24 protein-coding genes and 1 tRNA gene are annotated in these 26535 nt (G+C 49.2%); 4 read left to right on the top strand and 21 right to left on the bottom strand.

Annotated elements, in window-relative coordinates:
* Nucleotides 1-78: 78 nt before the first annotated feature.
* From DW826_RS15645 to DW826_RS15700, 12 genes are all read right to left on the bottom strand, one after another.
* A tRNA-Gly gene (locus tag DW826_RS15645) sits at nt 79-149 on the bottom strand.
* Nucleotides 150-425: 276 nt separating this feature from the next.
* On the bottom strand, nt 426-1685 hold the full coding sequence (locus tag DW826_RS15650) for a peptidoglycan-binding protein (RefSeq protein WP_117553167.1): 1260 nt from the start codon (nt 1683-1685) through the stop codon (nt 426-428).
* A 276-nt stretch (nt 1686-1961) separates the two neighbouring features.
* Complete coding sequence (gene ytvI / locus DW826_RS15655; protein ID WP_117553168.1) at nt 1962-3071, bottom strand: sporulation integral membrane protein YtvI; 1110 nt, start codon at nt 3069-3071, stop codon at nt 1962-1964.
* A 168-nt stretch (nt 3072-3239) separates the two neighbouring features.
* A complete protein-coding gene (locus DW826_RS15660; RefSeq protein ID WP_117553169.1) occupies nt 3240-4436 on the bottom strand; it encodes a pyridoxal phosphate-dependent aminotransferase in 1197 nt (398 codons plus the stop codon).
* On the bottom strand, nt 4433-5755 hold the full coding sequence (locus DW826_RS15665; protein WP_117553170.1) for an O-antigen polymerase: 1323 nt from the start codon (nt 5753-5755) through the stop codon (nt 4433-4435). The genes DW826_RS15660 and DW826_RS15665 overlap by 4 nt, the downstream gene beginning before the upstream one ends.
* Nucleotides 5756-5761: 6 nt before the next feature.
* Nucleotides 5762-6025, bottom strand: coding sequence for an HPr family phosphocarrier protein (locus tag DW826_RS15670; RefSeq protein ID WP_117485530.1), 264 nt, complete (start codon nt 6023-6025; stop codon nt 5762-5764).
* Nucleotides 6026-6040: 15 nt separating this feature from the next.
* Nucleotides 6041-7495 (bottom strand): CdaR family protein, encoded by a 1455-nt coding sequence (locus DW826_RS15675; RefSeq protein WP_117485532.1) that lies wholly within the window; start codon nt 7493-7495, stop codon nt 6041-6043.
* A complete protein-coding gene (cdaA, locus tag DW826_RS15680; RefSeq protein ID WP_117469359.1) occupies nt 7476-8345 on the bottom strand; it encodes a diadenylate cyclase CdaA in 870 nt (289 codons plus the stop codon). Before cdaA ends, DW826_RS15675 begins: the two co-directional genes overlap by 20 nt.
* A gap of 18 nt (nt 8346-8363) precedes the next feature.
* The gene (locus DW826_RS15685; protein WP_117469358.1) at nt 8364-9326 is read right to left on the bottom strand and encodes an ABC transporter permease; all 963 of its coding nucleotides are present in this window, start codon (nt 9324-9326) and stop codon (nt 8364-8366) included.
* Between the two features lie 32 nt (nt 9327-9358).
* On the bottom strand, nt 9359-9745 hold the full coding sequence (locus DW826_RS15690) for a hypothetical protein (protein WP_117469357.1): 387 nt from the start codon (nt 9743-9745) through the stop codon (nt 9359-9361).
* 268 nt (nt 9746-10013) lie between these two features.
* Nucleotides 10014-11513, bottom strand: a complete 1500-nt coding sequence (gene galT, locus DW826_RS15695; RefSeq protein ID WP_117485534.1) for a UDP-glucose--hexose-1-phosphate uridylyltransferase — start codon at nt 11511-11513, stop codon at nt 10014-10016.
* Between the two features lie 236 nt (nt 11514-11749).
* Entirely contained in the window at nt 11750-12268 is a 519-nt protein-coding gene (locus DW826_RS15700; protein ID WP_117469355.1) for a Gx transporter family protein, read from the bottom strand.
* A 193-nt stretch (nt 12269-12461) separates the two neighbouring features.
* On the opposite strand from DW826_RS15700, the gene DW826_RS15705 reads away from it, so the two are divergent.
* Together DW826_RS15705 and DW826_RS15710 are read left to right on the top strand one after the other, a co-directional pair.
* Complete coding sequence (locus DW826_RS15705; protein WP_347472399.1) at nt 12462-13490, top strand: FAD:protein FMN transferase; 1029 nt, start codon at nt 12462-12464, stop codon at nt 13488-13490.
* 90 nt (nt 13491-13580) lie between these two features.
* The gene (locus tag DW826_RS15710; RefSeq protein WP_117485536.1) at nt 13581-13955 is read left to right on the top strand and encodes a NusG domain II-containing protein; all 375 of its coding nucleotides are present in this window, start codon (nt 13581-13583) and stop codon (nt 13953-13955) included.
* Nucleotides 13956-14137: 182 nt separating this feature from the next.
* Here DW826_RS15710 and DW826_RS15715 read toward each other — a convergent pair whose 3' ends face one another.
* Together DW826_RS15715 and DW826_RS15720 are read right to left on the bottom strand one after the other, a co-directional pair.
* Complete coding sequence (locus DW826_RS15715) at nt 14138-14740, bottom strand: hydrolase (protein ID WP_117485538.1); 603 nt, start codon at nt 14738-14740, stop codon at nt 14138-14140.
* A gap of 482 nt (nt 14741-15222) precedes the next feature.
* Nucleotides 15223-16608, bottom strand: a complete 1386-nt coding sequence (locus DW826_RS15720; protein WP_117485540.1) for a D-alanyl-D-alanine carboxypeptidase family protein — start codon at nt 16606-16608, stop codon at nt 15223-15225.
* A 201-nt stretch (nt 16609-16809) separates the two neighbouring features.
* Between DW826_RS15720 and DW826_RS15725 the strand changes: the two genes are divergently transcribed.
* Nucleotides 16810-17733, top strand: coding sequence for an RluA family pseudouridine synthase (locus DW826_RS15725; RefSeq protein ID WP_117485552.1), 924 nt, complete (start codon nt 16810-16812; stop codon nt 17731-17733).
* 111 nt (nt 17734-17844) lie between these two features.
* On the opposite strand, the gene DW826_RS15730 is transcribed toward DW826_RS15725, so the two are convergent.
* From DW826_RS15730 to DW826_RS15745, 4 genes are all read right to left on the bottom strand, one after another.
* Nucleotides 17845-19335 (bottom strand): RsmF rRNA methyltransferase first C-terminal domain-containing protein, encoded by a 1491-nt coding sequence (locus DW826_RS15730; protein WP_117485542.1) that lies wholly within the window; start codon nt 19333-19335, stop codon nt 17845-17847.
* 321 nt (nt 19336-19656) lie between these two features.
* Nucleotides 19657-20070, bottom strand: a complete 414-nt coding sequence (locus tag DW826_RS15735; RefSeq protein ID WP_015554129.1) for a DUF6465 family protein — start codon at nt 20068-20070, stop codon at nt 19657-19659.
* A 215-nt stretch (nt 20071-20285) separates the two neighbouring features.
* Nucleotides 20286-21947 carry a DUF5722 domain-containing protein gene (locus tag DW826_RS15740; protein ID WP_117485544.1) on the bottom strand — a complete coding sequence of 554 codons (1662 nt, stop codon included), beginning with the start codon at nt 21945-21947 and terminating at the stop codon, nt 20286-20288.
* 180 nt (nt 21948-22127) lie between these two features.
* Nucleotides 22128-22745, bottom strand: coding sequence for a CPBP family intramembrane glutamic endopeptidase (locus tag DW826_RS15745; protein ID WP_181968096.1), 618 nt, complete (start codon nt 22743-22745; stop codon nt 22128-22130).
* 165 nt (nt 22746-22910) lie between these two features.
* On the opposite strand from DW826_RS15745, the gene DW826_RS15750 reads away from it, so the two are divergent.
* A complete protein-coding gene (locus DW826_RS15750; RefSeq protein ID WP_242994121.1) occupies nt 22911-23780 on the top strand; it encodes a polysaccharide deacetylase family protein in 870 nt (289 codons plus the stop codon).
* A 262-nt stretch (nt 23781-24042) separates the two neighbouring features.
* Here the strand turns inward: DW826_RS15750 and DW826_RS15755 are convergent, their stop codons facing one another.
* The 3 genes from DW826_RS15755 to DW826_RS18350 form a co-directional block, all read right to left on the bottom strand.
* Complete coding sequence (locus DW826_RS15755) at nt 24043-24750, bottom strand: response regulator transcription factor (RefSeq protein WP_015554126.1); 708 nt, start codon at nt 24748-24750, stop codon at nt 24043-24045.
* Complete coding sequence (locus DW826_RS15760; RefSeq protein WP_117485548.1) at nt 24740-25810, bottom strand: DUF4118 domain-containing protein; 1071 nt, start codon at nt 25808-25810, stop codon at nt 24740-24742. Before DW826_RS15760 ends, DW826_RS15755 begins: the two co-directional genes overlap by 11 nt.
* Before the next feature lie 207 nt (nt 25811-26017).
* Nucleotides 26018-26164 carry a hypothetical protein gene (locus DW826_RS18350; protein WP_015554124.1) on the bottom strand — a complete coding sequence of 49 codons (147 nt, stop codon included), beginning with the start codon at nt 26162-26164 and terminating at the stop codon, nt 26018-26020.
* Nucleotides 26165-26535: the final 371 nt, after the last annotated feature.

Here is a 26535-nt window from a genome sequence, read left to right on the forward strand (position 1 = left end):
TTCAAGAGAGCGCCGCAGGCGGTCTTTCCTATAAAGTAAAATAAGGGAATCCTTAATTTCTAAGGATTCCCTGAAGGAAGCAGATAACGGGAATCGAACCCGCCTTTCCAGCTTGGGAAGCTAGCGTTCTACCGATGAACCATATCTGCGCATGAATTTTTCCGACACTCGTATCATAGCACATTTCTGTGGATTCTACAAGGATTTTTCTGGTAAATCCGCGAAAATCGTTCTCCTTTTTCCGACAACCGTTCCCCCCATATCCATATCTGTCTCTTAACTTTTGATCGCGTTTCATTCACAGTATCCGTTAATCCTCACTTCTCCGTCCCGCGATAGCCTGCTCCTGAATTCATGGTGACAGGATCGGCAGGTATCTCCTGTCACCATGTCCGGCAACATATCACTTTCTATCCATATTTCATTTACGATAATTCCGCAATCCTTGTAATCCCCACATATATGTGGGAAATCTTATACCATGTAGCAAAATCTACCACTCCGGTCTGGGGCAGTCCAAAGATCGACTGGAATTTCCGGACAGCTTCCGCGGTAGCCGGACCATAGATCCCGTCAGGGGAAATATCCGGAATTGCGGTATACACGCTGGAGATTGCGTCTAACTGCTCCTGCAGCTGCCGCACCTTATCACCGGTGGCACCAATCTTCAGATCATATCCCGGCCACGATGCCGGGATGCCGGAGATCTGTTCTGCCGTATTGATATACATATCATCTCCATAAAAATTCCGCAGGATCTCGATGGGACTATACCCCGCTTCTCCGAGCTCACAGCTGCCCCATTGCGTCATCCACCCCGGACACCGAACCTTCCGCCCGTCGCAGTATTGTGTCAGGATCGGCTGTTTCACTCCCGGGCGCGAAAGATAATTATCAAAAATATCATCCACCACGACAGAGATGGGCTCAAAAATATTCCGCCCATAAATCCATTTATGATCATACGCGGTTGATGATGTGATCGTAAAATCATATCCCTGATTGCGATACCATTCCGTATAGACACGATTTAACGTAAAGGACATGATCGCCAGCACATTCGCAACGATCGTGGAGCGGGGCCAGGTCGCGTATATCTCACTGGAGGCTACGTTTTTGATATAATCCCGATATGGGACATAATAGTTGGCTGCGGACGAGTTCGTTGGAACTCCGTCATGTACCACGACCGTCTGTGGGACGACCACTCTGGATAGAACGATCTCTCCTGTCTCTATAACCGGCTTGATCTCGCTCTCCGCGATTTTTGGAAGGTAATCACCATAAAGTGTGTGATCCGGAATCGTCACGGTCTCTGTCTGCTCACCGTCCGGGGCATTCGAAAGAGGCCGCAAACGAATCCCCTGGATCGCCGTCACGTCCGCCAGAACCTCCGTTCCTGAAACGACAAATGGCTCAAATCCCGGTGCTGTGATTCGGATCGTGTATTCTGCATATGGACGCTCCGTCTCCTCCGGTAACAATGAAAGCTCTAACGGTGGTGCATCTAATGGAAGATTCTCCGTCTGTCCGGAACTGTTCGTTCTCGTCTCCTCAATAATTTCATCTGGTTCCTCCGTCCTTGCAATCACAATATCCGCATCCTGTACCGGAAAACTGTTCGCGTCCGACACAACATCCACCTGCAAATATCCCTGTGCCATAATTTCCTCGCTCGATTGAATATCGTTCTATTTTATGCAACAGATGCACACCTGATACATTCCTACACTTATTTTCGACCTTTAAATGCAGAGTTTAAAACCAGCAAAGTTTTTCAGAAGATCTTCCTCCGGATATCCAATGCCAGCATCACGGCACCCTGTAATATCCCGGACGTCAATATCGTTATTGTCCCCGCCGATGGCTCATCTTCTGAATAAATTTTGTTTTCTTAATACCAAAACAGGCATCCGGAAACTTAGATAAGCTTCCAAATGCCTGTCTCTTTTTCTTATTTTCTATCCTTCCATCAGCTTCCTGATCTCCTCCGCAAGAAACTTCACATTCCTGATCAGGCCGTCAAATGCCCCATATCCGTAAAACCGGATAAACAGGATGCCGACCGGTACAGCGATGATCATTCCCGCAATACCGCGGAACTTGAAACCAAGATAGAGGAAGAATAGTGTTGCAAGCGGCGGAAGTCCCATGCTGTCACCGACGATCTTCGGCTGGATCACCTGACGGATGCCCTGTGTTAAAACATAGAGAATGACAAGGCTGAGCGCATAACCGTACTCCCCGGTAAAGAGTCTCACCACTGCCCAGGGAATCAATGCCGTTCCTGTGCCGAACATCGGCAGAAAATCCAGAATCGCGATCGCGATTCCAAGAAAAATTCCATATGGAACCCTGAGGAATAACATTCCGATCACCAACACCACTGCGACCACGAACATGATCTTAAACTGCGCCAAAAAATACCCGCCGATCAACGTCCGGATATCGTTCTTCATCATCCGTCCATACTTGATCACAGGCCCCGGCATAACCTTCCGTACCGTCTCCACAAGCTTATCATGATCTGCCAGAAACAGGTATGAAGAAAGAAATACAATAATCGTATTCACAAAGACCTCCGGCAGCGTCCGCACTACGCGGCTGCCTGCGGAAGCCGCGATCTTCTGAACAAAATCGCCGATATATCCACCCACATTCTCCAGCTCGGAAACGATCGTCATCTCCGTGTCTGCAGGAAGATACTTCAAAAGTCCCACGATCCGCTCGCAGGCCAGATCGACCTCCTCCCGGATCGACGCATAAATTCCGGGCAGTGCCTGCCCAAACTCCGTCATTTCCCGGAACACCCAGGAAAACAGCGCATAGATGCCAAAGATCACCAGTGCCAGCACACCTGCGATCAGAACCATCGAGCCGTGCCTGCGGACGATCTTCAGCCGCTTTTCAAAAAAGCGCACCACCGGATTCGCGATCGCTGCCACGATCCATCCGATCACAAACGGAAGAAAAAACACCACCAGCCTCAGTCCCCAGACACAGACGAGATAAACTGTGAGCAAAGGAACCAGAATATTTAAAATAATCCCTGCATACTTTCTGAAATTCATTCCATGGACCTCCTAATCCTGTAAAAATCCTGCTGCATTCCATCCGCAGTATTTTACTCAGTCGATCCCCCTTTTTCAGTACTCCACATGATCTCATACGGCTTTATATACTTTCGAACAAAGTCCGGCTAATGATCTGTACTCCTTTCACCGGTTTTCCCGCCAACACTACTTACAAAGCCCGTACTCCTCTGCAATCTTCTTAAATGCCGGCAGAGACCTCTCGATCTGCTCATAGGACACACAGTAAGCCAGTCTCACGTACCCCGGACAAGCAAACGAACTGCCCGGAACCATCAGCACGTGATGTTTCTTCGCCACCTCGCAAAATTCCTTCTCGTTCTCCACCGGAGACTTCACAAACAAGTAAAACGCTCCATCCGGCTTCGCACAAGTAAATCCATACTCCGTCAGCGCACCATAGATCAGATTCCTGTTTTTCTCATAAGTCTCCAGATCCACCGTAACCTCATGCTCAATGCAATACTTGATCACCTTCTGAACCAGTGACGGTGCATTCACACATCCGATCACCCTGTTCGCGATCGTAGCTGCCCCGATCAGGGCCGCAGAATCATCCACCTCATCTGGAATCACAACATATCCGATACGCTCGCCCGGAACAGAAAGAGACTTACTGTAAGAGTATCCCACAACCGCATTGTGATAATACTTCGTCACAAACGGAACCTCAACCCCGCCGTAAACCAGCTCACGGTACGGCTCATCAGAAATCAGCACGATCGATGTGCCAAACTCCTTCTCTTTCTTCTCCAGGATCGCAGCCATAGCCTTGATCGTCGCCTCATCATACACAACACCCGTCGGGTTGTTCGGGTTGTTGATGATAACAGCCTTCGTCTTAGCAGTGATCTTCGCCTCAAACTCATCAAGCTTCGGCATAAACGTCTCAGTATCCGGAGAAATGATCACAACATTTCCGTCATAGTTTCTCACATACGCATTATATTCCACAAAATACGGTGCAAACACGATAACCTCATCGCCCGGATTTAAAATGCTCTTTAAAATGATATTTAATCCGCTCGCCGCACCCACTGTCATGATCAGGTTCTTAAAGGAAAAATTCGTTCCGAACCGTTTATTTAAGGACTCTGCGATGGTCTGACGGACATCTTCATAGCCTGCATTGCTCATATATCCATGGAGTGTCATGAAATCCTCATTCTTCACCACGTCGAGGATCGCCTCTGTCACCTGCGGAACCGGAACATTCGGGTTTCCAAGGCTGAAGTCATATACATTCTCCCTGCCGTAAACAGCAGCCATTCTTTTCCCTTCCTCGAACATTGCGCGGATCGCGGAATTATTAGCCATAAATGGTTTCATTTTTTCTGATATCATAGCTGTCTCCTCCGTCTGTTGTGTTTAATCTCTAAAAAAATTCCAAAGGCACCGGTCACCACAAAGTAAAACCAGGTCGTAGGATTGGAATACCAGGTTGTAAAAAACGAGAGCATAAAATAGAGCGCTCCCTGAGAATAGAATAGGTACCACGCCGGATTTCTTCCCGGGTATGTCCTTGCAGAAAGCCATGCGGCAGCCACTCCCAATACTGATGAAAACAGAAACACACCGGCAATTCCAAAATCATAGTACGCGTCATAGAAGAGTGTAACCGTAGTCAGCTCCTCCTTATTCACGTAGATCGGCCAGTCCACTAATGCAGGCTTTATAAACTTAAGCCCCGATAATGCCCAGAGCGGAAACATTCCCTTTAGTCCCATAGAATGGGCCGGAAGCTCCCGTACCAGACAGTCAAAATTGTCGTAATTGTTTGCAATATACATGTAAGGCTGCGTGATAAAGATCGGCGTAGCCGCATTCTTCATCTCAAAGATTCCATTCAGATACGTCACATCATGGCTTCTGGCAATCGTTAAGATCACATAGAGTGGAACAAGTCCCGCCGCTGCCATGAAAAGATACCTGATTTTCCTGTGTCCGCTGACGATCATAAATGTCAGCACTGCGAGAATCACCGCAAAGATCAGCTGAAATCTCGATACACAAAGCACCGGGATCAGGATCGCGATCCCTGTCATAATGAGGGACACGGCTTTTTTCGCATTCCCCATGTTCCTGTCGTAAAACCACAGCAGAACTTCCATGGACGGGACCAGTACACATGACACCGTCACATAATGGACCCCGGAAATATGGAAATATGAGTAGGCATGCGGCACTCCCCGAAGGAGAAACGGCACATATCCCAACCGGAATGCCTCAAACAGAAAGGCAGTCAGGGACAGGATTGTCAGCCCGGTAAGTGCAATGAAAATTCTTGTCCCGTATCTCTCTGCAGCCTTCTCTGTAAACTTCTGAGAAAAACCAGCCACAGTCTTTTTTTCTTTCCCATATCCAAATTTCTTTTCTGCCAGTGCGTACACATTCCAGAATGCCGCAAAAGCTACAAAAAAGCACGCCCAGGTCTCTAAACTCCAGTCCTTCTGAAGGTTTGACAGCTTCAGGCAGGAGATTCCTTCTCCTCCCACATAAAACAGGGAAAACAATCCGCGGAGATGAAGCGGATTGCCGCTTTTCCCATATTCCCACAGATAAAGATATAGTGCTGCAAACATCAGCGACATTCCTGATAAGGTAAAATGGGCGCTGAATGCAAAAAGCATGGCAGCGCCGTAACAGATCACATAAACCAGCATATCAGCCTACTCTCCGAGACCGCCATTGATCAGTTCTGTGATTGCTTCCAGAGCTTCCTTTTCGTCCGCTCCCTCACAGATCAGCTCGATCTCATCTCCGCACTTTACGCATGCCCCCAGCACACTCAGTACACTTTTCGCATTTGCTGTCGTGTTTCCATATTCAAATTTGATCGAACTCTGGAACCGCAATGCCTCCTTGCACAGAAGCCCTGCCGGCCTTAAATGAAGACCGGTGGGGTTTTCAATCGTAACTTTTTGCTTTACCATAAGTAATTTTTACTCCTAATTTCGAAATAACGTCTGAAGACCGGTTGCCTGATGGGCTTCCGTTGTCTCCGGCGGGACGATCACCGCGTGTCTTGTTGCAGACGCAGCGGTCTCCCCCTCTGTCTCCGCCTCGCTGCTGCTCTCAGCGGCAGTTTCCGACGCTTTTGTTGTCTCTTTCTCAGTTGTCTCTTTCTCAGTTGTCTCAGGCTCTGTCTCCGTCGCAGACTCCTGTTCCTTTGCGATAGTTACCGTACAGCTGGAAATTCCCAGCAGATCATAGGCAGAATCAAGCTCCCTGTTAAGCGTCGGCTGAATCTGATGGCTTCCCTCTCCCATTCCAGAGACATTCAGACTCAGGTCCTCAGCCGTAAGCTGCAGGCTGTCAAGTTCTTCCTGAAGCGCACGGATCCGGACTGTGACCGTTCCCGGGTCTGCCCGATAGCTGTAGGAACTGTCAGCCCCAACATAACTGGCAGCGCTGATGCGGACCGTATATTCCCGTTCCTTCAACTGCTCCACCGTAAGTGTCACCGTGATCTCGGAACTGTCCTTCCCAGCCAGGGAAACTCCCTCCGGCAGATAATCATTCAGATCAATAGTCTTCACGATATTTGCCCTCGCGCCGGAAACATCAAGCTCTTCCTTCGGGATCGTGATCGTATTTAAGGATGCCAGAGCGCTCTTTAATCCGACCACCGGGACACTCTTAAGTCCGCACTCCACACCTGTGTAGCGATAACCGCCCGCCACCTCACCGGTGACATCGAAATCCAGGCTCAGATTCTTCACTTTCAGGATCTCCATGGTATAATCGACACTCTTGCAGTTACTGATCAGACGATCGCTGATCGTAATGCTGTTTTTGTTCGCGTCATAGAACTTCGGTTCCTCCGAATCGCTCCAATCCGCGTTCTTTCCGTCTAAGTTGATCTCGATTCCGACGCTGCTGATCTGTCCGATCAGGGATTCCGGACCTTCGACCGTAAGTGTCTCCGGTGACAGTGTCACCTTGCCAGTCTGGTAGCCGTCCTCAAGCATTCCCGTCGTCATGACGCCGATGGTAAATGTCTTCCTCTGAAGCGGTTCCGTCTCGATCTTGATCGTTCCCGTCCGGCTCACCGGCATGGAGACCAGGTATTCGGAGTGGTTTAGGACCTCGACCTTGATCGGGATCGCGCCTGTCACGGACCACATGTCTGTCATATCCGCGTACGCCCGGAAATCTGAGGAACGGATCCGATACGCATTTGTCGTCTTTACCTCATACTGAACTGTGGTTGTCGATTTTCCGACAACCGCATATGTCAGGTTGTTCTTCGTGAGGACGTCGCTGTTAATGATCTCTACCGGCACCTCCACAGTATCCGTCATGACCGGATCCGCCACATTGACGACCCCCAGCCAGACTAAAAAGGCACACAGGAAGGAAATCAGCAAAAGTCCCCATCGTCTATTCTGCTTTTCTTTCATTTTTATGCCATCCCTTCAAGAGTTTGAACGGGCCGGATACCGTCTCCTCCTCCGGCTTTGCAGCGATCGCAAGCTTTAACTCTTCCGGACTGTTGATCCTTCTGAGACTTCCGCCCGCCGCCAGGGATACCCGTCCAGTCTCCTCGGAGACTACAACGGTCAGGCTGTCCGTGCTCTCACTGATTCCAAGAGCCGCACGGTGTCTTGTTCCCAGGTCTTTGCTGATGCTCAGGTTATCAGAAAGCGGCAGATAACAGGTCGCAGAGGTCACGCGGTTTCCACGGATAATGATCGCGCCGTCGTGAAGAGGCGTATTGTGTTCAAAAATATTGATCAGAAGCTGGCTCGTGACGATTCCGTCCACCGGGATTCCCGTGCGTTCGATCTCCGGAAGCGGAGTGTCGCGCTCGATGACGATCAGGGCTCCTGTCTTTACTTTTCCCATTTCAAAGGCCGCACGGGTAATCTCATTTACGGTCTTCTCTGTATATCCTTCCTGCTGTCTGGAATTCTCAGAAATAAAAAGGTCTGTGATGATATTTTTGCTTCCGAGCTGCTCCAGCGCTTTTCGAAGCTCCGGCTGGAAGATAATGATGAGGGCTGTCAATACGAGCTGGCCCATATGGTTGATGATCCAGGTGATCGTATTTAAATGGAGCATCGCCGCCAGCAGGTAAAAACCAACAATGATCATACCACCGCGGAGAAGCACTCCCGCTCTCGTCGACTTCACCCATAAAAGGACTTCATAGATCAGAACTGTGAGGATCAGAATTTCAAAAAGATTCGACAATGTGATCTTCGGAATAAATGTAAACCAGGAATACATATTCCCAAGAAATTCTGTCATTTTGTTACCTCCGTACAATTATTCACGAGTTTCGTTCTTCTCATGTCTCACATTTTTTCTCGAATAAATCCGCTGTACCTTCACATCCGGTGCAGACACCGTGAGCTTCGGGACAGCTTTCACATAGTAATAGTAGTCATCGTCTTCATACTGCAGATACTCTGTTCTCGTGTAATCCACCGCGAACACAAAGAACTGGTAGATCAGGGCGATCACCACCGATGCGACGATTCCAAAGATCATGGAACCTGCGGATACCGGAAGGTTGAAATTGAAATCACCGATAAAGATCACTGCAAGCTGTGTGATCACTCCCGCAACGATGGCGATGGACCAGGAGTAGTCTACTGAAAGATTTTTAAGGATGAAGACCACAAGGATCGCAGCGGCAAATGCAGCCACCATGACCCACATCAGCTCATTTCCAAATACATTCTTTACGATCTGGATAAACCGGTCTGCCATCTCCGCCATCGAACTTCCCGTCAGTGTTCCCGCATTTTGCTTTAAATACATCAGAATATAGTAGATGCAGACACCGCTGCACACAGGAACGATGGACACAAGGCTTCCAGAAAGTCCTACCACAAGCGGCACCACATACGGAATCCGCAGGAAGAACAGTAACGGTGTCAGGAGAAGCAGATATCCGTCACCCGGCCGGAATCCGTAGTAAAGGACGGTCACCGCCAGCACGAACACAAAGATGACCAGAGCGATCTCCAGAGACACCTGGGCAACATGGATCAGGATAAAAACACCGGCCAGAAACGCTGTCACTCCATATGGAATAAAGGAGGCAACCAGTCCCATCACCACCGGGATCAGCGGATTCTTAAGTTTCGACATAAAACCTACATTCGCGTTGATCAGCCAGAACGTAAGGAATCCCACCAGGAATTTTACGACCGGTACGATGTAAATATTATACTTTCCATAAAATTGTTTCAGTTTTTCCTTGAATACTAAAAGTCCGATCACTTACTCTTTTCCTCCCCGTTTTCCTTTGCAGGCTACTGGTCATATTTTTTATCAAGGCGCCGCAGCTTTGCCTGATAGATCTTCAGTCTTCCGGCTGCTTCGTCATAACGTCTCGAATAGATCTTCCAGGTCACAACAAGATATGCGAGAAGTCCCGCAGCATAGTAGAATACAAGGCGCACCCCGAGAGAGATCAGGTCATCCACCGCCATGGCGTTGAGCAGATCATCGAACCGGTAAAGGACCCACAGCACCAGGCACAGGCACACGGTCAGCGAGTACGCGATAAAAGACCGGATCAGATGGCTTCCAACGTAGTCGCTCTTGAAATACCGGTTTGCCGGGATGGATTCCTTCATCATTTTCTTTTCAAACATGGCGATACCCGTCATCAGCCGGATCTTCTCCTCATTTAACATGGCAGTCTCCTTTTTCCATCATTTAAAGCCCAGCAGCTGCACAATAGATCTGCACACTTGCTGCGCTGACCGTAAAAAAGTATGGGCTGGAAAGCAAAAATCCCATCGGCAAAACCGATCCGGAATGGATTTTTGCTTGTAACCGCGAAGAATCTTAGCAGTTATGAAACAAATACCAATATAACACACTTTCCCGCGCTTGGCGAGACGAAGTCCCTACATTTATGAAAATTTTAAGGAAAATGTAACGGTTCCGGCAACAATTTTGTTACCTGTTTAATGTCTCGATAAATTTTCCAAATGCCTCACGCCCCGCCTCTGTGCGCTTATAAACGCCCGCATCCTCAAGGACATTCGCGAACACATGGCCGACCTCATCCTGTAAGATCTCCATCACATTATCCTTTGTGATCTTCGCATATTTCGGAAGGAACTCTTCTACCCAGTCTGCATGTTTTGCGATGGATTCCTCGCTGCGGATGTCCTTTCCTTCCACGATATAGTCGGCAAGCAGGGCAAGCTCATCCTTCAATCTCGACGGAAGAACTGCCAGGCCCATGACTTCGATGAGTCCGATGTTCTCTTTCTTGATGTGGTGGAGCTTCGGGTTCGGATGGAACAGACCTAACGGACGTTCCTCCGTGGTGCGGTTATTTCTCAGTACCAGATCCAGCTCAAACTTTCCGCCACGGAATCTCGCGATCGGGGTGATCGTGTTATGTGGCTCCCCGTCTGTCTCCGCGTAGATATCCGCGTCCGCGTCTGTATATCCGCGCCATGCAGTTAAGATCTTATCCGCAAGATCCACAAGGCGTTCTTTCTTCTCACTGCGGATCCTGATCACGGACATCGGCCATTTTACGATTCCTGCTTCCACATCCTCGTAACCGTTCACTGTAAAACTTTTCTCCACCGGTGCTTTCGCCATCGCGAAGGTGTATCTTCCGCCCTGGAAATGGTCGTGGGTCAGGATGGAACCGCCGACGATCGGGAGATCCGCGTTGGATCCCAGGAAATAATGCGGGAACATGGTCACAAAATCAAATAACTTTTTGAACGTATTCCGGTCGATCTTCATCGGGGTGTGTTTTCCGTTGAAGACGATGCAGTGCTCATTATAGTAGACGTACGGGGAATACTGGAAGCCCCAGGACTCGCCGTTTAAGGTCAGTGGAATGATCCGGTGGTTGTTTCTCGCCGGATGGTTGATTCGGCCCGCGTAGCCTACGTTTTCCATACAGAGCAGACATTTCGGATATCCGCTCTGCTTCATGGTCTTTGCAGCGGCGATGGCTTTCGGGTCTTTCTCAGGTTTTGAGAGGTTTACCGTTATATCAAGGTCCCCGTACTCTGTCTTCGTGATCCACTTTAAGTCCTTGCAGACACGGTAGCGGCGGATGTAGTTGGAGTCCTGACTCAATTTGTAGAAATAAGCCGTTGCGTCCTCCGGGGACTTTTCATACTCCCCGTGGAATTTCTTTACAACCTCACTTGGGCGCGGCATCAGGCAGTTCATGAGTCTCGTGTCAAAAAGATCCCGGTATACGACGCTGTTGTTTTCAAGGATCCCCTGCTCTGCAGCGTAGTCGGTGAGCGCGTTTAAGGTATCTTCCAGGCTGATCTCGTCTGTAATCTCGCCCGGCTCCTCGTATTCGGACATTTTCAGTACTTCCAGGATCTGGTTTCTTGCGTAGATCTCATCTTCGGCTTCGATAAGTCCGGTCGTTCTGCCGTACTGAACCAGTTTCTTTATTGACATTTCAATCATGATCGAATTCCTCCGTTTTTTTACGGTATATTGACAGCTTTAAGTATAACGTGCGTATCTTCTTGTTTTCGCTGCACAAAAACAAGAAGCACAGGGCGGCCGCCCTATATCAATCTGCTCTGCAAAAACACTTATACAAGTAAACTTGCAGCGCGTTTTTTGCAGAACAAATTGCCGCACCTGCAACCTGTTACATTTTATTATAATAAATTTACCACCCTAATACAATCGCTATTTTATTTTTTTATCCCCCGCATCGCACGCTGAAGCCGCTCCGTAATGATTCCGCCGACGATTCCGATCAGTGTTCCCGCGATGCATCCGGCTGCCAGAAGAAATGGCAGATAATAAAATACCCCTGGTGTCTGGACGATAACTGCCGCAAAGGTGATCTGGCCGATATTGTGGGCAATACCGCCAAGAACGCTGATGCTGACCTGGGAGAGCTTTCCGGTCTCCTTCAATACCGCCATCACAAACAAGCTTAAAAAGCTTCCAGACAGCCCATAGATCATGCTGTAGGGATTTCCAAATGACAGTCCCACAAGAACGATGCGGATCAGGGTCACGGCGATGGTTCCGGGGATTCCAATTAAATAAAGCCCCACCACCGTTACAAGGTTCGCCAGTCCCAGCTTTATGCCTGGGACTGGGATCGGGATGGGAATCATTGTCTCAACAAAACTCAGCACCATGGCAAGGGCAATCAGGAGCCCATACAATGCCACAGTTATTGCCTTTTTTTCTCGATTCATCGGATCTATTCTCCTCTTTCTTGACTTTCAAAAGTTCATTTGTTAGAATAAACCGGATATCCGGCAGTGCAGCTTCTGATATTTTGTACGACAGGCACGAGTGCCTGCTGCGGTCTGCGTTTTCGTATTAATATACAAAATTTCCGCTGTCGAATGAGCTTATAATATTTATCGTACAGGAAGTATATAACACATGAATAAAAAAACAATATTTGGCCTCTGTGCCGCCGGTCTCCTCTTTGTTTCCGGCATGACATTGAGCGGATGTGGAACAAGCAGCGGACCGGGACTTCTCACACAGGAGACTCCTCTCAGCCGTTCCGATTTTCTGCTCAACACCTTCGTCACCATCACGCTCTACGATTCCGACGACTCCTCTATCTTAGACGATTCGATGGCACTTTGTAAAGAGTATGAGAATATTTTCAGCAAGACCTTAGAGACCAGCGAGCTCTACAAGATCAACCATCGGACCTCCGACACTGTCACGGTCTCCGACGACATGGCAGCGCTTCTGGCAAAAGGTCTGGAATACTGCGAGAAATCTGACGGTGCCTTTGACATTACGATCGAGCCGTTGAGTTCCCTCTGGAATTTCACAAGCGGCGAGGCCGTGATCCCGGATGAAGCAGACATCGAAGCAGATATTCCGAAGGTGGATTACCACAACCTCGTCCTCTCCGGAAATACGCTGACATTCCTCTCCCCGGATACCACCATCGACCTGGGTTCCATCGCGAAGGGCTATATCGCCGACCGGATCAAGGAACAGCTCCTGGATGCCGGTGTGAAGAGCGCCATTATCAATCTCGGCGGAAACGTCCTCTGCATGGGCGAAAAGCCGGACGGAAGCAAATTCAACATCGGGCTGCAGAAACCTTTTGCGGACAGGGATGAGACATTTGAGGTGCTTGGGATCAAGGATCTCTCCGTCGTGACATCCGGTGTCTACGAGCGGCATTTTGAGATCGACGGAAAGAATTACCATCACATTTTAAACCCGGCAACCGGGTATCCTTACGATAATGGACTGATCTCCGTGACGATCCTCTCCGAGGAGTCCGTTGACGGGGATGGTCTCTCCACCACCTGCTTTTCCCTTGGCCTGGAAAAAGGACTGGAGCTTGCGAATTCCCTGGATGGAATCTACGCATGCTTTATCGATGAGGATTACAATGTTTCCTATTCGGATGGAATGGAAGACTTTATTATCAAACAGTAATATTTAGATCAGACAGTCTCCCGGATTTTTTGCCCGGCGCTGATGCAAAACACGAAACAGTTACCATTACACTATTTTCAGGGATTTTTTATGACAGAAAGCAAAGATACGAAACAGAAACTTTTAAAAAAACAGGATATGATCCTGATCGCCGTAATACTTGCGGCAGCCGTTCTTCTTTTTCTCGGGGCAAAATTTATGCATAAAAGCCCTGCGGAGATCGTTGAAGTTTCCGTCGATGGAAAAGTAGTCGAAACCCTCGATCTCGCAAAAGATCAGGAACTCACTATAGACAGCGTGTCCGGCGGCACAAACCACCTGATCATCAAAGATGGGGAGGCGTGGGTCTCCGAGGCCACATGCCCCGACAAGATCTGTGTCCACCAGGGAAAGATCCATCTGGACGGCGAGATCATCGTCTGCCTGCCCAATAAGATGACGGCACAGATCAAGAGCAGAAAATAGACAGTGCAGTCAGTGCGGTAAGCGTGCAAAATTGCTGAACAATTAGTCTGAAATTGTGACTGTTCTGCAGGTCTGCGCACTTACTGCGCTGACTGTAAGAAAACATAAGCCGGAAGGCAAAAAACCTGAGAGGTCTCAACACAGCTCCTCAGGTTTTTATTATACTGGTCAGCAATACGCTCTTACTCCGCCAACCCCATCTTCTTCATCTCTTCCGCAACGGAATCCTCGCAGGATCTCATGGCGAGGATCGTCATTTCCATTAACTTCGGCAGTTCCCAGCCGAGATTCCCGGCACCTTTTGTGATGACGTCCCTGGAACATCCTGCAGCAAATTTCTTATCTTTAAATTTCTTCTTTAAGCTGGACACTTCCATGTCCTTCGTACTCTTTGATGGGCGCATCTTCGCTGCCGCCCAGATCAGACCGGTCAGCTCATCTGCCGCGAAGAGGACTTTTTCCATCTCGTGCTCCGGCTTCGCGTCGATCCACTCGTGGATTCCGTATCCGTGGCTGCAGACCGCATGGATCACCTCATCCTCGGCTCCGCCCTCTTTTAAAAGACGCGGCGCGATCAGGCAGTGCTCCTCCGGATACTCCTCGAAATCGATATCATGAAGGATTCCGCAGATCTCCCAGAATCCGGCCTCATCTCCGTATCCGAGTTCATTCGCGTACCATTTTAAAACGCCCCCGACAGTCAGGCCATGGAGAATATGGAATGGCTCTTTGTTGTATTTTCTGAGGAGCGCGATGGTGTCCTCTCTCGTCAGTTTTGTCTGCATGATTTTATGCCTCCATACTTATAAATTATCTGTAACTATTCAGTACCTTCACTTATAAATTATCTGGTAACTGTTCAGTAGGTCTGCGCACTTGCTGCGCTGACCGTAAGGAAACATAGGCTGGAAGGCAAAAATTCCATCAGCGAAGCTGATCTGGAATGGATTTTTGCACGTAACTATGAAGGTACTGAATAGTTACAATTATCTTTCTTACCAGTATAGCAGAACATTCCTATAATTCAAGTATGATAGTAGGATTTTTATAACATTTTAGTTACAGTTCAGCCATTACATCTTCTTGTTTTCATATTCATGAAAACAAGAAACTTGGTGGTTCCACCATATGCTGATTTGGATGAAAAAGTGCTTATGCAAGCAAGCTTGCAACACACTTTCTCATTCAAACCAGCGCATGGCTGAACTGTAACACATTTTAAAACAGTCCGCACATTCATCGATTCCTGTTTGGAAAAAATAGACCTTTACATCCAGAATTTTCCCATCACAATCTTCTCCGCATACTCAAAGTCCCAAAGTTCAACATTCCCGGCTGTCACCACCGGATCACTGTCGATGACAATCCCGTCGACCATGTAATCCCGCTGTCCCACCGGCGTTCCTTCCCGGACCGGAGCATGGAGCGATTTTGCGATCTTTGTCCTTACCTGGACCTTCTCATCGTTTCCCAGCAGAACACGGAGGGAGTTCCTATCCGCATGTTCAGTCCCAATCTCCACCTTAACCCTGGACTCCACGCCATTTTCCACCAGAACTGCCGTTTCCTCCCCGAGTCCTGTTTTCTCTATCTCCTTATACTCAAAGTTTTTATCCCCATACGTCACAAGTTTCCGCATATCCTGCCACTTGTAGGTCCTGTGGGGCGGCCATCCGCAGTCAAGGAGTGCCGCTATGAATAACTTCTCATCCTTTTTCACTGCACCAACATAGCAGTATCCGGCCTTTCCCGTAAATCCGGTCTTTCCACTGACCGCGCCTTCCATGGACGTCAGGAGAGCGTTATGATTGACACAGGAGAAGCTCCGCGTTCCGGAGAGGTCAGAAAAGGCGTGGGACGGTGCTCTTGTGATGGCAAGGAATTCTTCCTTCGCCGGGGAGAGTGAGATACAATATCTGAGGATCCGCGCCAGGTCTGCCGCCGTCGTGGAATGGATCTTCCCGCTTTCCTTATCCTCCGCATCCAGCCCGTTGGGCGTCAGAAAATATGTATCATCACAGCCAAGTTCCGCTGCCTTCCCGTTCATCATGTCCGCAAAATTTTCCACGCTGCCCCCGACCGCTTCCGCAATGGCCACTGCAGTGTCATTGTGGGATTCCAGCATCAGGGAGTAAAGAAGGTCTTCCAGACGGTATTTCTCCCCTTTTCCCGCATGCAGCTTTACCTCCGGCATGGATGCCGCCCGGTCTGAGATCTCGACTTCTGTGTCCAGCCCGGAGTTCTCCAGGGCAAGGATGCAGGTCATGATCTTCGTGGTGCTGGCCATGGGAAGAACTTTCTTCTCATTTTTCCCGTACAGAATCCGCCCTGTATCGCCGTCAAGCAGGACAGCAGCGTGGGCGTTTAAATTCAGCGGATCGGTCTTCACCTTCGATTGCACCACTTCTGATTCCAGCGTCTCCCCATTCTCGGACCGGATCACCGGCATGACCGGATCCTGCGCAGTCTGCTGCCCGCTGCTTTCCCTGTATAAATGATTTTCAGGAACTACTGCCGCAAAAATCAGGAGCGCCCCCAGGCACAGCTGCAGAAGCGGGTATGGTCCGCGCCTGCGTTTTTTCTCTTCTTTCACCCCGGTCCATTCACTGGGCCGCGCCAGCACCTTTTCTGCTATATTTTTATTCTTCCACATTTTTCAGAACTTCCGCCGCATATTTGTAACAGCATATGCGGATGTTTTCTGAGACTTGCCGGACAATTTTTCCTATGATACAATGAAAGGTGCTGAAATAATTTTAGAGACCATTTCTACATGTCCGTGGTGTTATGCAGCCGAAATCTCTGCGGGCATCTGCGTATTGAATTATTATTTTTTAATAAAAAGGGATTTTTCATGAATATAGTTTTAATTTACACAATTAAAGAAGCTGAGAGCGGCCGTTCCATCGCCGCCTTTCTCCTGAATTCCGGCTATTCTTCCCGCCTGGTGGTTCATCTTCGGAACACCGAGGGCAGTTTTCTCCTAAACGGAAAAACTGTTTTTTCCAACACAGTCCTTCAGCCGAAAGATCAGTTGCGCGTCCATGTCACGGAGAAAAAAACTTCCGACCAGATTGTCCCTGTTCCCATGGACCTCTCCGTCGTTTTTGAAGACGAACATGTTCTCGTGATCGATAAACCTGCCGGAATGCCGGTCCACCCGTCCCAGGGACACTATGAGAATACCCTGGCAAACGGAATCGCATGGTATTACAGGAACGAGGCGACCCCTTTCGTGTTCCGGGCCGTAAACCGGCTGGACCGGGACACATCAGGACTTGTGCTTCTCGCAAAGAATCCCTACAGCTCCTGCGTTCTCTCTGATGCCGTGAAGGATCACACGATTCACAGGGAGTACGCCGCCATCGTCTCCGGGAAGACGGACGCGTCCGGCACCATCGATCTTCCGATCGCAAGAAAAGACGGCTCCACCATCGAGCGGGTCTGCGATCCAGAGCGGGGCGAGACCGCTGTGACCCATTACCGGACGTTTGCCTACAACAAGGACGCCGACATTTCTTTCATCCGCCTCCTCTTAGAGACAGGAAGAACACACCAGATCCGGGTCCATATGAAAGCCATCGGGCATCCGCTGCCGGGGGATTTTCTCTACTGCCCGGACTACCGCTTTATCGACCGGCAGCCGCTCCATTCCACATACTTAAGATTTTCCCATCCGGTGACCGGAGAGAAGCTTGAATTCTCCGCATCACTGCCAGAGGACATGAGAAAACTTTTTCCGGACATCAAAAATCCGTCAGGTCCTGTCTTTTTCTAAGGCAGGATCTGACGGATTTTTATTTGCTTTTTTTCAACCACTACATATTAAAGTGTATCTCATCATAAGCAGATTTTCAGCGTATCCTCATATATCTGCTGACTTCTATACTCAGCCGCCCTGGATTCTAAGTCCCTTCGGATAGTGGTTTTTCAGCATCCCTCCAGCTGCCTTCGCAAATCCAAGCGACATGCCGCCGGTAGTAACAAGAACCCAGCCTTTTACCGGAATCTCCCGATTTTCAAAGTCTTCCGCCCGCAGCGTCTCCCCGCGAAGATACCGCAGCGCAAGATCCTCCGATCCGACCTCCACGCTCTGTCTCACATCACTTTTTTTCAGTGCCAGAGCCAATGCATGGGACGGCTCAAACCTGTCTTTTTTCGCGCTTCCGAGGTGCAGGCCCGGTCTCAGTACCTTAAGTCCCTTAAGATCCGGCATCACCTCCGGGACGAGATACAGGTTTTCTCCGAACATCAGAAATTTCTTTCCATTCTCCAGATGTTCCGTGTCTTTCAGATTTTCTTTTTCAAACGTCCGGAACGCAGCGACCGCTTCCGTGAGCGCCGCGTCCTCTTTCGCACGTCCATTTTTACGTCCGCCCTTTTTGCTGTTTTTCTTTTCGTCTGCGTTCACAGTACTTTCCACAGCATCCCAGGATCTCTCACCTTTCACAAGCAGCGCCAGGAAATGACCCTCCCCGTCCGCAAGATGCGGCCAGATCCTCACGGTCTTTTTCAGTTCCTCATCCCCATCTGCCCATTCCGGGTGACCGCCGGAAAAATATTTTACAAGCTCCGGCTGCACCACAGAAAACTCCGGATGGCGCTCAAGGAATCTTGCTATGCTCTGCTCGTTCTCCTCGGGTGAAAATGTGCAGGTGGAATAGGCGATCCGCCCACCGTCCTTTAACATCGCCGCTGCGCAGTCCAGGATCCCGTCCTGCAGCCCCGCGCACTGTTTTACATGGTCTGGGCTCCACTCATTTCTGGCGTTCTCATCCTTTCGGAACATTCCCTCGCCGGAACACGGGGCATCCACCACGATCCCGTCAAAAAATTCCGGAAACGCCGGGGCAAGCTGGAACGGATCCATATTCGTCACCACAGCATTCTTCACGCCAAGGCGCTCAATATTCTGGGACAGGATCTTCGCGCGGGCAGGATGGATCTCGTTGCAGACTAAAAGCCCCTGTCCGCCCATTTTTCCGGCAAGATGGGTAGATTTACCTCCCGGTGCCGCGCAGAGGTCCAGGATCTGCTCTCCGGGCTTTGGAGACAGTGCTTCTGCCACAGACATGGCGCTTGGTTCCTGGATATAGTATGCCCCCGCCTCGTGGAACGGATGGCGTCCCGGGCGCATGTCTGCCTCGTAGTAAAATCCCTCTTCTGCCCAGGGAACTTTTGCGAGTCCCTTCAGGTAATCTCCGAGGGGTTCTCCTTCCTCCGGCATCTCCCCGCTCTTCTGCTTTAATGGGTTGACCCGCAGTCCGAATTTCCGCTCCGCGTCATAGCTCTTAAAAAATGCTTCCGCATCACTGCCGAGAAGCTTTTCCATCTTCTCCACGAACGCTTCCGGCAGCTCTCTCTTCGTTTCTTTTTCCATAATCTCCTGATCTCAAAAACGCCCGCCGGGGATGATCCCAGCGGGCGCTCAAGTCCTAAAGTCCTAGTTTCTGGTAACTATTCAGTACCTTCATAGTTACACGCAAAAATCCATTCCAGATCAGCTTCGCTGATGGGATTTTTGCCCTCCAGCCTATGTTTTCTTACGGTCAGCGCAGCAAGGGCGCAGACCTACTGAACAGTTACAGTTTCTGTTCTTTTGCAGGCGGCACACCCAGGATATGTCCATCTGCAAGACTGTGTCTAAACACATTTGCCCAGCCATATGTCCATCCGGACATAGCTAAACTATCATCTCAACTTACAGCTCGATCTTGTAATCGTCTGCGCCGATACCGTTTACTACATAGTAAGCAGCGCTCTCTTCCGGCTTTACATAGATCTCGATGGTCTTGATATCGCCGACTTTGTTGCCTTTCTTTGTGTAGGCTTTCTTAACAGCTGCAATGAGGTCTTTCTCTGTAACTTCCTTGCCAGCGAACTGTACAACTACGGATGTCTTGATGTCCTTTGCTGTTGTTCTCTTTGCCGGAGCTTTCTTTGCTGTCTCTTTCTTCGGCTCTTCTGCTTTCTTAGCTTCTGCCTTCGGAGCCTCTGCCTTTGCTTCTGCCTTTACTGTCTTTGTCTCTGCTGCCTTTACTTCTACAGTGCTATTGCTAACCGGTGCTGCAGCCATTTTCTTTGCTGCGGCTGCGATTGGATTCTTCTTTGCCATAATGATATCCTCCTGAAAAATGTTGACACACAAAACTGTTTTCCTGTCATTTCCTGAGTTGTCGTACTAAATAATCGTCATAGCGCATTATAAGCCCTCGTCAGGATTTTGTCAATAAAATCCCGTAAAACTGGTATTTGTAAGCAAAAAAGATCCGGCAGAACACATATCCGAAAGTATCCTGCCGAATCAAAATACCAGCTTTATTTTTTGAATTATTCCTGCAGCTTAAATCCCGGGATCACATCGCTCCACTTGTTGATTCCGATGATCTTCTTCGCAAATTCCGTATACTTCAGAGATTTATTTGTATCAATATATTTGAATACGTTGTAAATATTCTTCGGCATAACGGCGATGACCCTGTTCGGGCTTGACATGTCAACTGTCCAGAGACCAAACGAGCAGGACTGCTCTACCTCGATCACCGCATCGACCTGACGGTTTAAGATAAACGCGTCGATATACGGGTTGTTGTCCACAAGATAGTACGCGTAGGCAAATGCCGCCGCCTGGATATCATAGACATCTCCGCGGGTCGCGCTCTTTGATGTAAAGCCTTCCTCAGAGAGAATGATATGGCGGACATTTCCGCCTGCATCACGCATGATGTCCTTCTGGAAGTAATCCGTCAGGACGTTGAGGTTCTTGAAGTTTACGACCGGTGAATCTTCTGTATTGTTGACAGCACCTGTCTGATCATCATCCCAGAACTCTGGCTCCGTCATCGGATGCGGGTATGGGTGGTAGGCAAGTCCCCATTCGATATTTCCCTCGTCGCGGATATCGGCGTTGAACCGGTCGATGAAGTCCTTCGCGCCGTACATCAGATTGGAGTTCGCCCGCTTCCACTCATAGTCTGTGGAGAAGAATACTCTCGCGTTGCGGCTCTGGCTCTTGATTGCCGTGTAGGCCACACGGAATACCTTTGAGTAGAGTTTTGTGTAGGAATCGATGTCCATCGGACCTGTGTAGTTCCAGTTTAAGTTGTTGTTGATCTCGTTTCCGACGATCCAGTTGCTGACGCGGCCGTAATCATCGTGGGCGCCGGAATAGCGCTCTGCCATGAAGGAGAGCAGCGCGCGTGTCGTCTCATATCCCTGCTCCGTGGAGACATTAAAACCGTAGTAGAAAGCTTCCTTTCTCTTCGCAAGCCCGGCTTCGTGAAGCTCCGGGTAGCTGTCGTTCCAGCCGTTTAAAAGGATCGCCGTCACAACGATTCCTTTTGCGGAGAACGCACTGATCATCTTATCATAATCCTTGATGAGATCACCGTTGAAGTTGTAGGTCTTTCCGTTGTATTTGTACTTTAAATTGCCGCCCACAAGCTGGTGATACGGGATATTGACCGTCGTGTGCTTCACACCCAGATTCAGCGCGTCACCGAGCATATCGAGCTGGATCAGAAGTCCTTTTTTGCTCATCGGCTCCGGGTAAGCCTCACGATATTTTGCCACATCGCCCGGGTTCGTCACATAGATCGCATTGCTGATCGGGGTGTAGGTGCTGCCGGTCTTTAACGCAACCACAAATCTGGAATAGAGCATCGTATCTGTGGAATCACCGCTGTATTTTAAGGTGAATTTTAACTTGTCGGATTTGTTGCTCCATGCGATGTAGTCCGTTCTGGAGCCTATCTCAGACTCATATGGGTGAAGCTCGAACAGATAATAATATCCATCATCCGGAGTTTCCCCCTCATTTAAAGCGCCGGTCGTAGCTGTTCCTGTGACGGAAATGCTGTTTCCGTTCTCTACCGAACAAGCCTTCAGCCATGCACTGTCATAAGCAAAGCTCGTGAAGCATCCCACCGCCGCGGTCATCAGCAGTCCCATAAGAAACGCCGCACCGCTGCGGAATAAGGTTCTTTTTTTCATATCGTTTTCCCGCCTTTCTTTTTGCCTAAACTATTTTATCATCTGTATTTTGATGATTCAATTACAATTCCCTTACGATTTTACGGCAATCTGCCGCCTTTTTCGCCATCTTTGCGGCATCAAAACCACTGGAACCGATCGATTCTGATACGGAAATATAAGCACATTTTTTCCATCAGGCTAGAGAACCGCCAGAACAAGTGCCGCCAGATTCGCCGCGAAATGGAACACCACCGGTGCCTTCACCGTGTTCGTCTTTTCCATAAGATATGCCAGGATCAGCCCCATAAAGAAGCTGTAGATTCCCTGCACAAGATCCCAGTGGAACACACTGAAAAATGCCGCAGTCATAAATGCTGCTGCCGGGGCGGACACAAGTTCCTTGCACCTTCCATAGAGAACGCCGCGGAAAAAGTATTCCTCCAGAACAGGGGATGCCGCCAGAAGCACCACAGCCTCCAGCCAGAGATTTCCCGTAAACAGGCTCTCATCCGCCAACACCGCGCCAGGGATCTGAAGTGTTTTCACCGCAAAGCCGAATGCCAGGGATATTCCTGCGCCACTGAAAAATGCCGCAGCCGCAATTTTTCCGTTCCAGTGTTCTTTTCCCCTGAACACCGAATCCTCTCTATAAAGATGTACCAGCATCGGAACCGCGATGACTGAGCGGAACAAGGTATCCCATAAGATCACATCGTCCCCGAAAATCGTTGTCTGCGCAAGCGGAAGTTCAATGATACATGCTACCGCCAGACAGAACAGTATTGGAAAAAGAATCCTCCGGATCCTGATCTTCAATTTTTTCTCTCCTTTCATACTGCCGAACCGGCAGCTTTACGCGCACCAACACATCTTACCACATTTTGCGATGGAATACAAATATCTGGGGTGGAATATATTATAAAAAGCAGTTCCATGAGACATCTGCACGTCTCTGGAACCACATGAAAAGGATATCATTTCATGAAATTTCCATTTTTCTGTCTTTTAAAAGAATTTCCGCGTGATCATGACCAGATTTTCGCAGGAAGCCGTCCAGCCGCACTTCTCCTGGCTCTCATCCTACTCCCCCTCTCCTATGTCCTCGGCGCTTTCGCCGCCACCGTCATTCCGTCAGTCCCGGCATCTGCGGACGGAAACTGGGGACTCTCATTCCAGCAGGATGGAAAACCGCCTGTCGCTAACGCCACGGCAGGTGAATTAAAGCAGTACAACGCCTGGTACGCCGATCTTTCCGGCGAGAAAGTCATCTACCTGACCTTCGACGCCGGATACGAGAACGGCAATACCCCCATGATCCTGGACGCCCTGAAAAAGCATCAGGTTCCCGCCGCGTTTTTCGTCGTCGGAAACTACCTGGAGACCAGCCCGGACCTCGTAAAACGCATGGTCTCCGAGGGGCATATTGTCGCAAACCATACATACCACCACCCGGACATGTCGAAGATCAGCGATCCGGAAAGCTTCGCGAAAGAGCTCTCAAGCCTCGAAACAAGCTACACAGAGATCACAGGAGAGACCATGCGGAGATACTACCGGCCGCCCCAGGGAAAATACAGCAAAGCGAATCTTCAGATGGCAAAAGCTCTCGGCTATCAGACCTTCTTCTGGAGTCTCGCCTATGTGGACTGGTATCAGGATCAGCAGCCCACAAAGGAGGAAGCGTTCAAAAAACTTCTCGGCCGCATCCATCCGGGTGCCATCGTGCTTCTGCACAGTACTTCCTCCACAAACGCGGCGATCCTCGATGAGTTGCTGACGAAGTGGGAGGAGATGGGCTACCGGTTCGGGACATTGGATGAACTTGTCCGGAAGACTGCCGCCACACAATAATTTCAGCAGGTTTAAAATTCCCTGGTCTGCAGCCTTCACCAATGTGCCTTGGCATATCTCGCGCCTCGCGCGGTCGCTTGCGACAATCTACATCTTCGCGCGAGTGCGCATCATTGGCACGTTAGTGCCTTTTGTGTAATAGGGAATTTCTCGGAATTCCCTATTACACAAAAAGCACCTGCTGCCCTCTAAATTTATAGAGGACACAGCAGGTGTTTTTACCATCGCTTATTCACTTTTTGCTGCAACACGCCATCCTGTCCTAATCCGGCTCCACGATCCGGTATCCGACGCCAACCTCTGTAAAAATATACTGCGGCTCCGCCGGATTCTTCTCGATCTTTCTCCGGATATTCGCCATATTCACACGCAGGATCCGGTTATCATTCTTCATATTCGGTCCCCAGATCTCTTTAATAATATAGTCGTAAGTCATGACTTTCCCGGCATACTTTCCAAGAAGACTCACGATCTTATACTCGTTCTGGGTCAGCCCCGCGTCCACACCGTCGATAAACACGCGGTGCTTGTCATAATCGATGGTCAATCCGCCGGATTTAAAAACTCCCGTCTGTCCGCCCGGCTGATTCGGGATCCCAGACCTTGTGTGACGGATCGCGGTGCGGATCCTTGCGAGAAGCTCGGATGTTCCAAAAGGCTTCGTGATGTAATCGTCAGCTCCGAGATCCAGCGCCTCCACCTTATCCCTCTCATGGGTTCTCGCCGACACAACGATCACCGGCATCGCGGACCATTCCCGCACGCCCTGTAAGATCTTCATGCCGTCCATGTCCGGCAGACCGAGATCCAAGATCACCACGTCCGGACACTGGGAGGTCACCATGCTGTATGCCTCCGCTCCCGTCTGCGCGACGATCACATCGTAATTGTTCGCTTCCAGCACTGTCTTGATGAAATTGCTGATCCTCTTGTCGTCTTCCACGACCAGCACTCTGTCTTTAATCTCCATATTCCGTGTCCACTCCTTTCGGCAGCCAGAACATCACTCTGGCACCGCCTTCTTTTCTGTTTTCTGCTTTCATGATTCCGTCGTGGGCTCTTACGATGGTCATGCAAACCGAAAGTCCGATTCCCATATTTCGCTTAGAATCGCTCTCTTTTCCGTCCTCCGACTGGAAACTTCCGTCGAACATTCTCGGAAGAGCGGACTCCTTGATTCCGGCACCGTCATCCTCAACAGAGAATTTCACCTGGTCCCCGTCCTCCGTCACGATCAACCAGATCTTTGTCATACCGTCCGCGTGGAGCACGCAATTTTCCAGGAGATTTACGATCACCTGCTCGATCAGGATCGCGTCCATAGGCACAAACAGAACATCCTCCGGCACTTTCGGGACTACCTCGATATCCGGGAATCGTTTTCTGAATTTCGTGATCGCTCCGCTGATCACGTCCTCCACCAATTCATCTTCCTTATTGATTCTGGCGGTTCCATCCCCGATCCTCGTGATGGAAAGAAGGTTTTCCACCATCCGGACGAGCCACTGACCCTCGGATTTCATGTCCTCAAGGAGTTCCAGGATATTTTCCTTCGATAGCGCGTCATAGTTGTCGATGATCCCGGACGCGGAGCCGACGATCGACGTCAACGGTGTGCGGATATCATGGGAGACCGCCCGCAGAAGGTTCGCGCGCATCTTTTCCCGCTCAACCTCCAGCCGCATCTGCTCCTGTTTCTTGATCTGGGTCGTCAGGGCGCTGACGCTGCAGGCCACAGCCAGCATGGCAACGAAGGTCAGCGGGTATCCTGTGATCGCAAAGTTCAGTTTGAAATACGGGAACGTAAATACATAGTTCACGCCGAACACAGCGATGATCGATGCGACGATTCCATAAACATATCCATCCGTAAAGCGGGACACAAACAGCACCGCCAAAACGAACAACAGCGGGACGTGCGTGTCTGATTCTGAGATCCGCTGGACAAGAAAACAAAATGCCGTCGCGATTCCCAGGATCCCGAACGCGATCCCGCTGTTCTTTAACACTGATCTGACTTTTGTGCTCATAGGGGAACCTCCGGTTTTTTTATGATCCATGAAGAACAACTGCTGCCATTCTCATCACTTGTTCTTCTTTTGGATTCATTATAACATAATTTCTGCTAAAATCGTGTTAAGATTGCAGATAATTTTCCGAAAAGTCACCCTTCTTGATGATATTTGTTCAGATTTCACTGCCGGTTTTTCAAGCAGCCAGTCAGCCATCCTTTTATTTTAACGATATAAAGAATATCCGTACTTCACTTTTCTGTAAATCTTCTGCGCGATCATGACCGGAATATAACCCGTGATCACAATGGTCGGAATACCGCCTACAATTGCGACAAGGATGATGAAAAGGATCGAAAATAAATTAGCCATGATATAGACCTCCCAAACTCTTCTTTTATATCCACCCCGCTTTTGTTTCCTGCAAAGAATCTTTGCCAAATTTCTTTTTCGGGATGTTTTTAATCTGACAGGATGAAATTTCTCTCCTGTTTTTAAGTCGAACCATATATATCACAGAATTTTTATCCCCGCTACCTTTTTACCTGCTTTTTAGCCGCCGCTTAATCGCTTATTTTTTCTCCTTAACACGAATTTTGCAAATAACATGTACAATATATTTCGTCAGGATTTTTGTAACTTTTGTATGTATTTTTCACGTTTTGCGTCATCTTAACAGACTTTTTCAAAAATATAATTTAACCTGAATTATTCACGGAGCAGTATCTGAACTGGTAACTGTA

The organism is Clostridium sp. AM34-11AC (genome assembly GCF_003435375.1).
Lineage (GTDB): Bacteria > Bacillota > Clostridia > Lachnospirales > Lachnospiraceae > Pilosibacter > Pilosibacter fragilis.

Bases quoted from the DNA above. Each gene is read 5' to 3' on its own strand.
- ytvI (WP_117553168.1), bottom strand. From the start codon at position 3,071: ATGAATTTCAGAAAGTATGCAGGGATTATTTTAAATATTCTGGTTCCT.
- DW826_RS15660 (WP_117553169.1), bottom strand. From the start codon at position 4,436: ATGATATCAGAAAAAATGAAACCATTTATGGCTAATAATTCCGCGATC.
- DW826_RS15665 (WP_117553170.1), bottom strand. From the start codon at position 5,755: ATGCTGGTTTATGTGATCTGTTACGGCGCTGCCATGCTTTTTGCATTC.
- DW826_RS15670 (WP_117485530.1), bottom strand. From the start codon at position 6,025: ATGGTAAAGCAAAAAGTTACGATTGAAAACCCCACCGGTCTTCATTTA.
- DW826_RS15675 (WP_117485532.1), bottom strand. From the start codon at position 7,495: ATGAAAGAAAAGCAGAATAGACGATGGGGACTTTTGCTGATTTCCTTC.
- cdaA (WP_117469359.1), bottom strand. From the start codon at position 8,345: ATGACAGAATTTCTTGGGAATATGTATTCCTGGTTTACATTTATTCCG.
- DW826_RS15690 (WP_117469357.1), bottom strand. From the start codon at position 9,745: ATGTTAAATGAGGAGAAGATCCGGCTGATGACGGGTATCGCCATGTTT.
- galT (WP_117485534.1), bottom strand. From the start codon at position 11,513: ATGATTGAAATGTCAATAAAGAAACTGGTTCAGTACGGCAGAACGACC.
- DW826_RS15700 (WP_117469355.1), bottom strand. From the start codon at position 12,268: ATGAATCGAGAAAAAAAGGCAATAACTGTGGCATTGTATGGGCTCCTG.
- DW826_RS15705 (WP_347472399.1), top strand. From the start codon at position 12,462: ATGAATAAAAAAACAATATTTGGCCTCTGTGCCGCCGGTCTCCTCTTT.
- DW826_RS15710 (WP_117485536.1), top strand. From the start codon at position 13,581: ATGACAGAAAGCAAAGATACGAAACAGAAACTTTTAAAAAAACAGGAT.
- DW826_RS15715 (WP_117485538.1), bottom strand. From the start codon at position 14,740: ATGCAGACAAAACTGACGAGAGAGGACACCATCGCGCTCCTCAGAAAA.
- DW826_RS15720 (WP_117485540.1), bottom strand. From the start codon at position 16,608: ATGTGGAAGAATAAAAATATAGCAGAAAAGGTGCTGGCGCGGCCCAGT.
- DW826_RS15725 (WP_117485552.1), top strand. From the start codon at position 16,810: ATGAATATAGTTTTAATTTACACAATTAAAGAAGCTGAGAGCGGCCGT.
- DW826_RS15730 (WP_117485542.1), bottom strand. From the start codon at position 19,335: ATGGAAAAAGAAACGAAGAGAGAGCTGCCGGAAGCGTTCGTGGAGAAG.
- DW826_RS15735 (WP_015554129.1), bottom strand. From the start codon at position 20,070: ATGGCAAAGAAGAATCCAATCGCAGCCGCAGCAAAGAAAATGGCTGCA.
- DW826_RS15740 (WP_117485544.1), bottom strand. From the start codon at position 21,947: ATGAAAAAAAGAACCTTATTCCGCAGCGGTGCGGCGTTTCTTATGGGA.
- DW826_RS15750 (WP_242994121.1), top strand. From the start codon at position 22,911: ATGAAATTTCCATTTTTCTGTCTTTTAAAAGAATTTCCGCGTGATCAT.
- DW826_RS15755 (WP_015554126.1), bottom strand. From the start codon at position 24,750: ATGGAGATTAAAGACAGAGTGCTGGTCGTGGAAGACGACAAGAGGATC.
- DW826_RS15760 (WP_117485548.1), bottom strand. From the start codon at position 25,810: ATGAGCACAAAAGTCAGATCAGTGTTAAAGAACAGCGGGATCGCGTTC.
- DW826_RS18350 (WP_015554124.1), bottom strand. From the start codon at position 26,164: ATGGCTAATTTATTTTCGATCCTTTTCATCATCCTTGTCGCAATTGTA.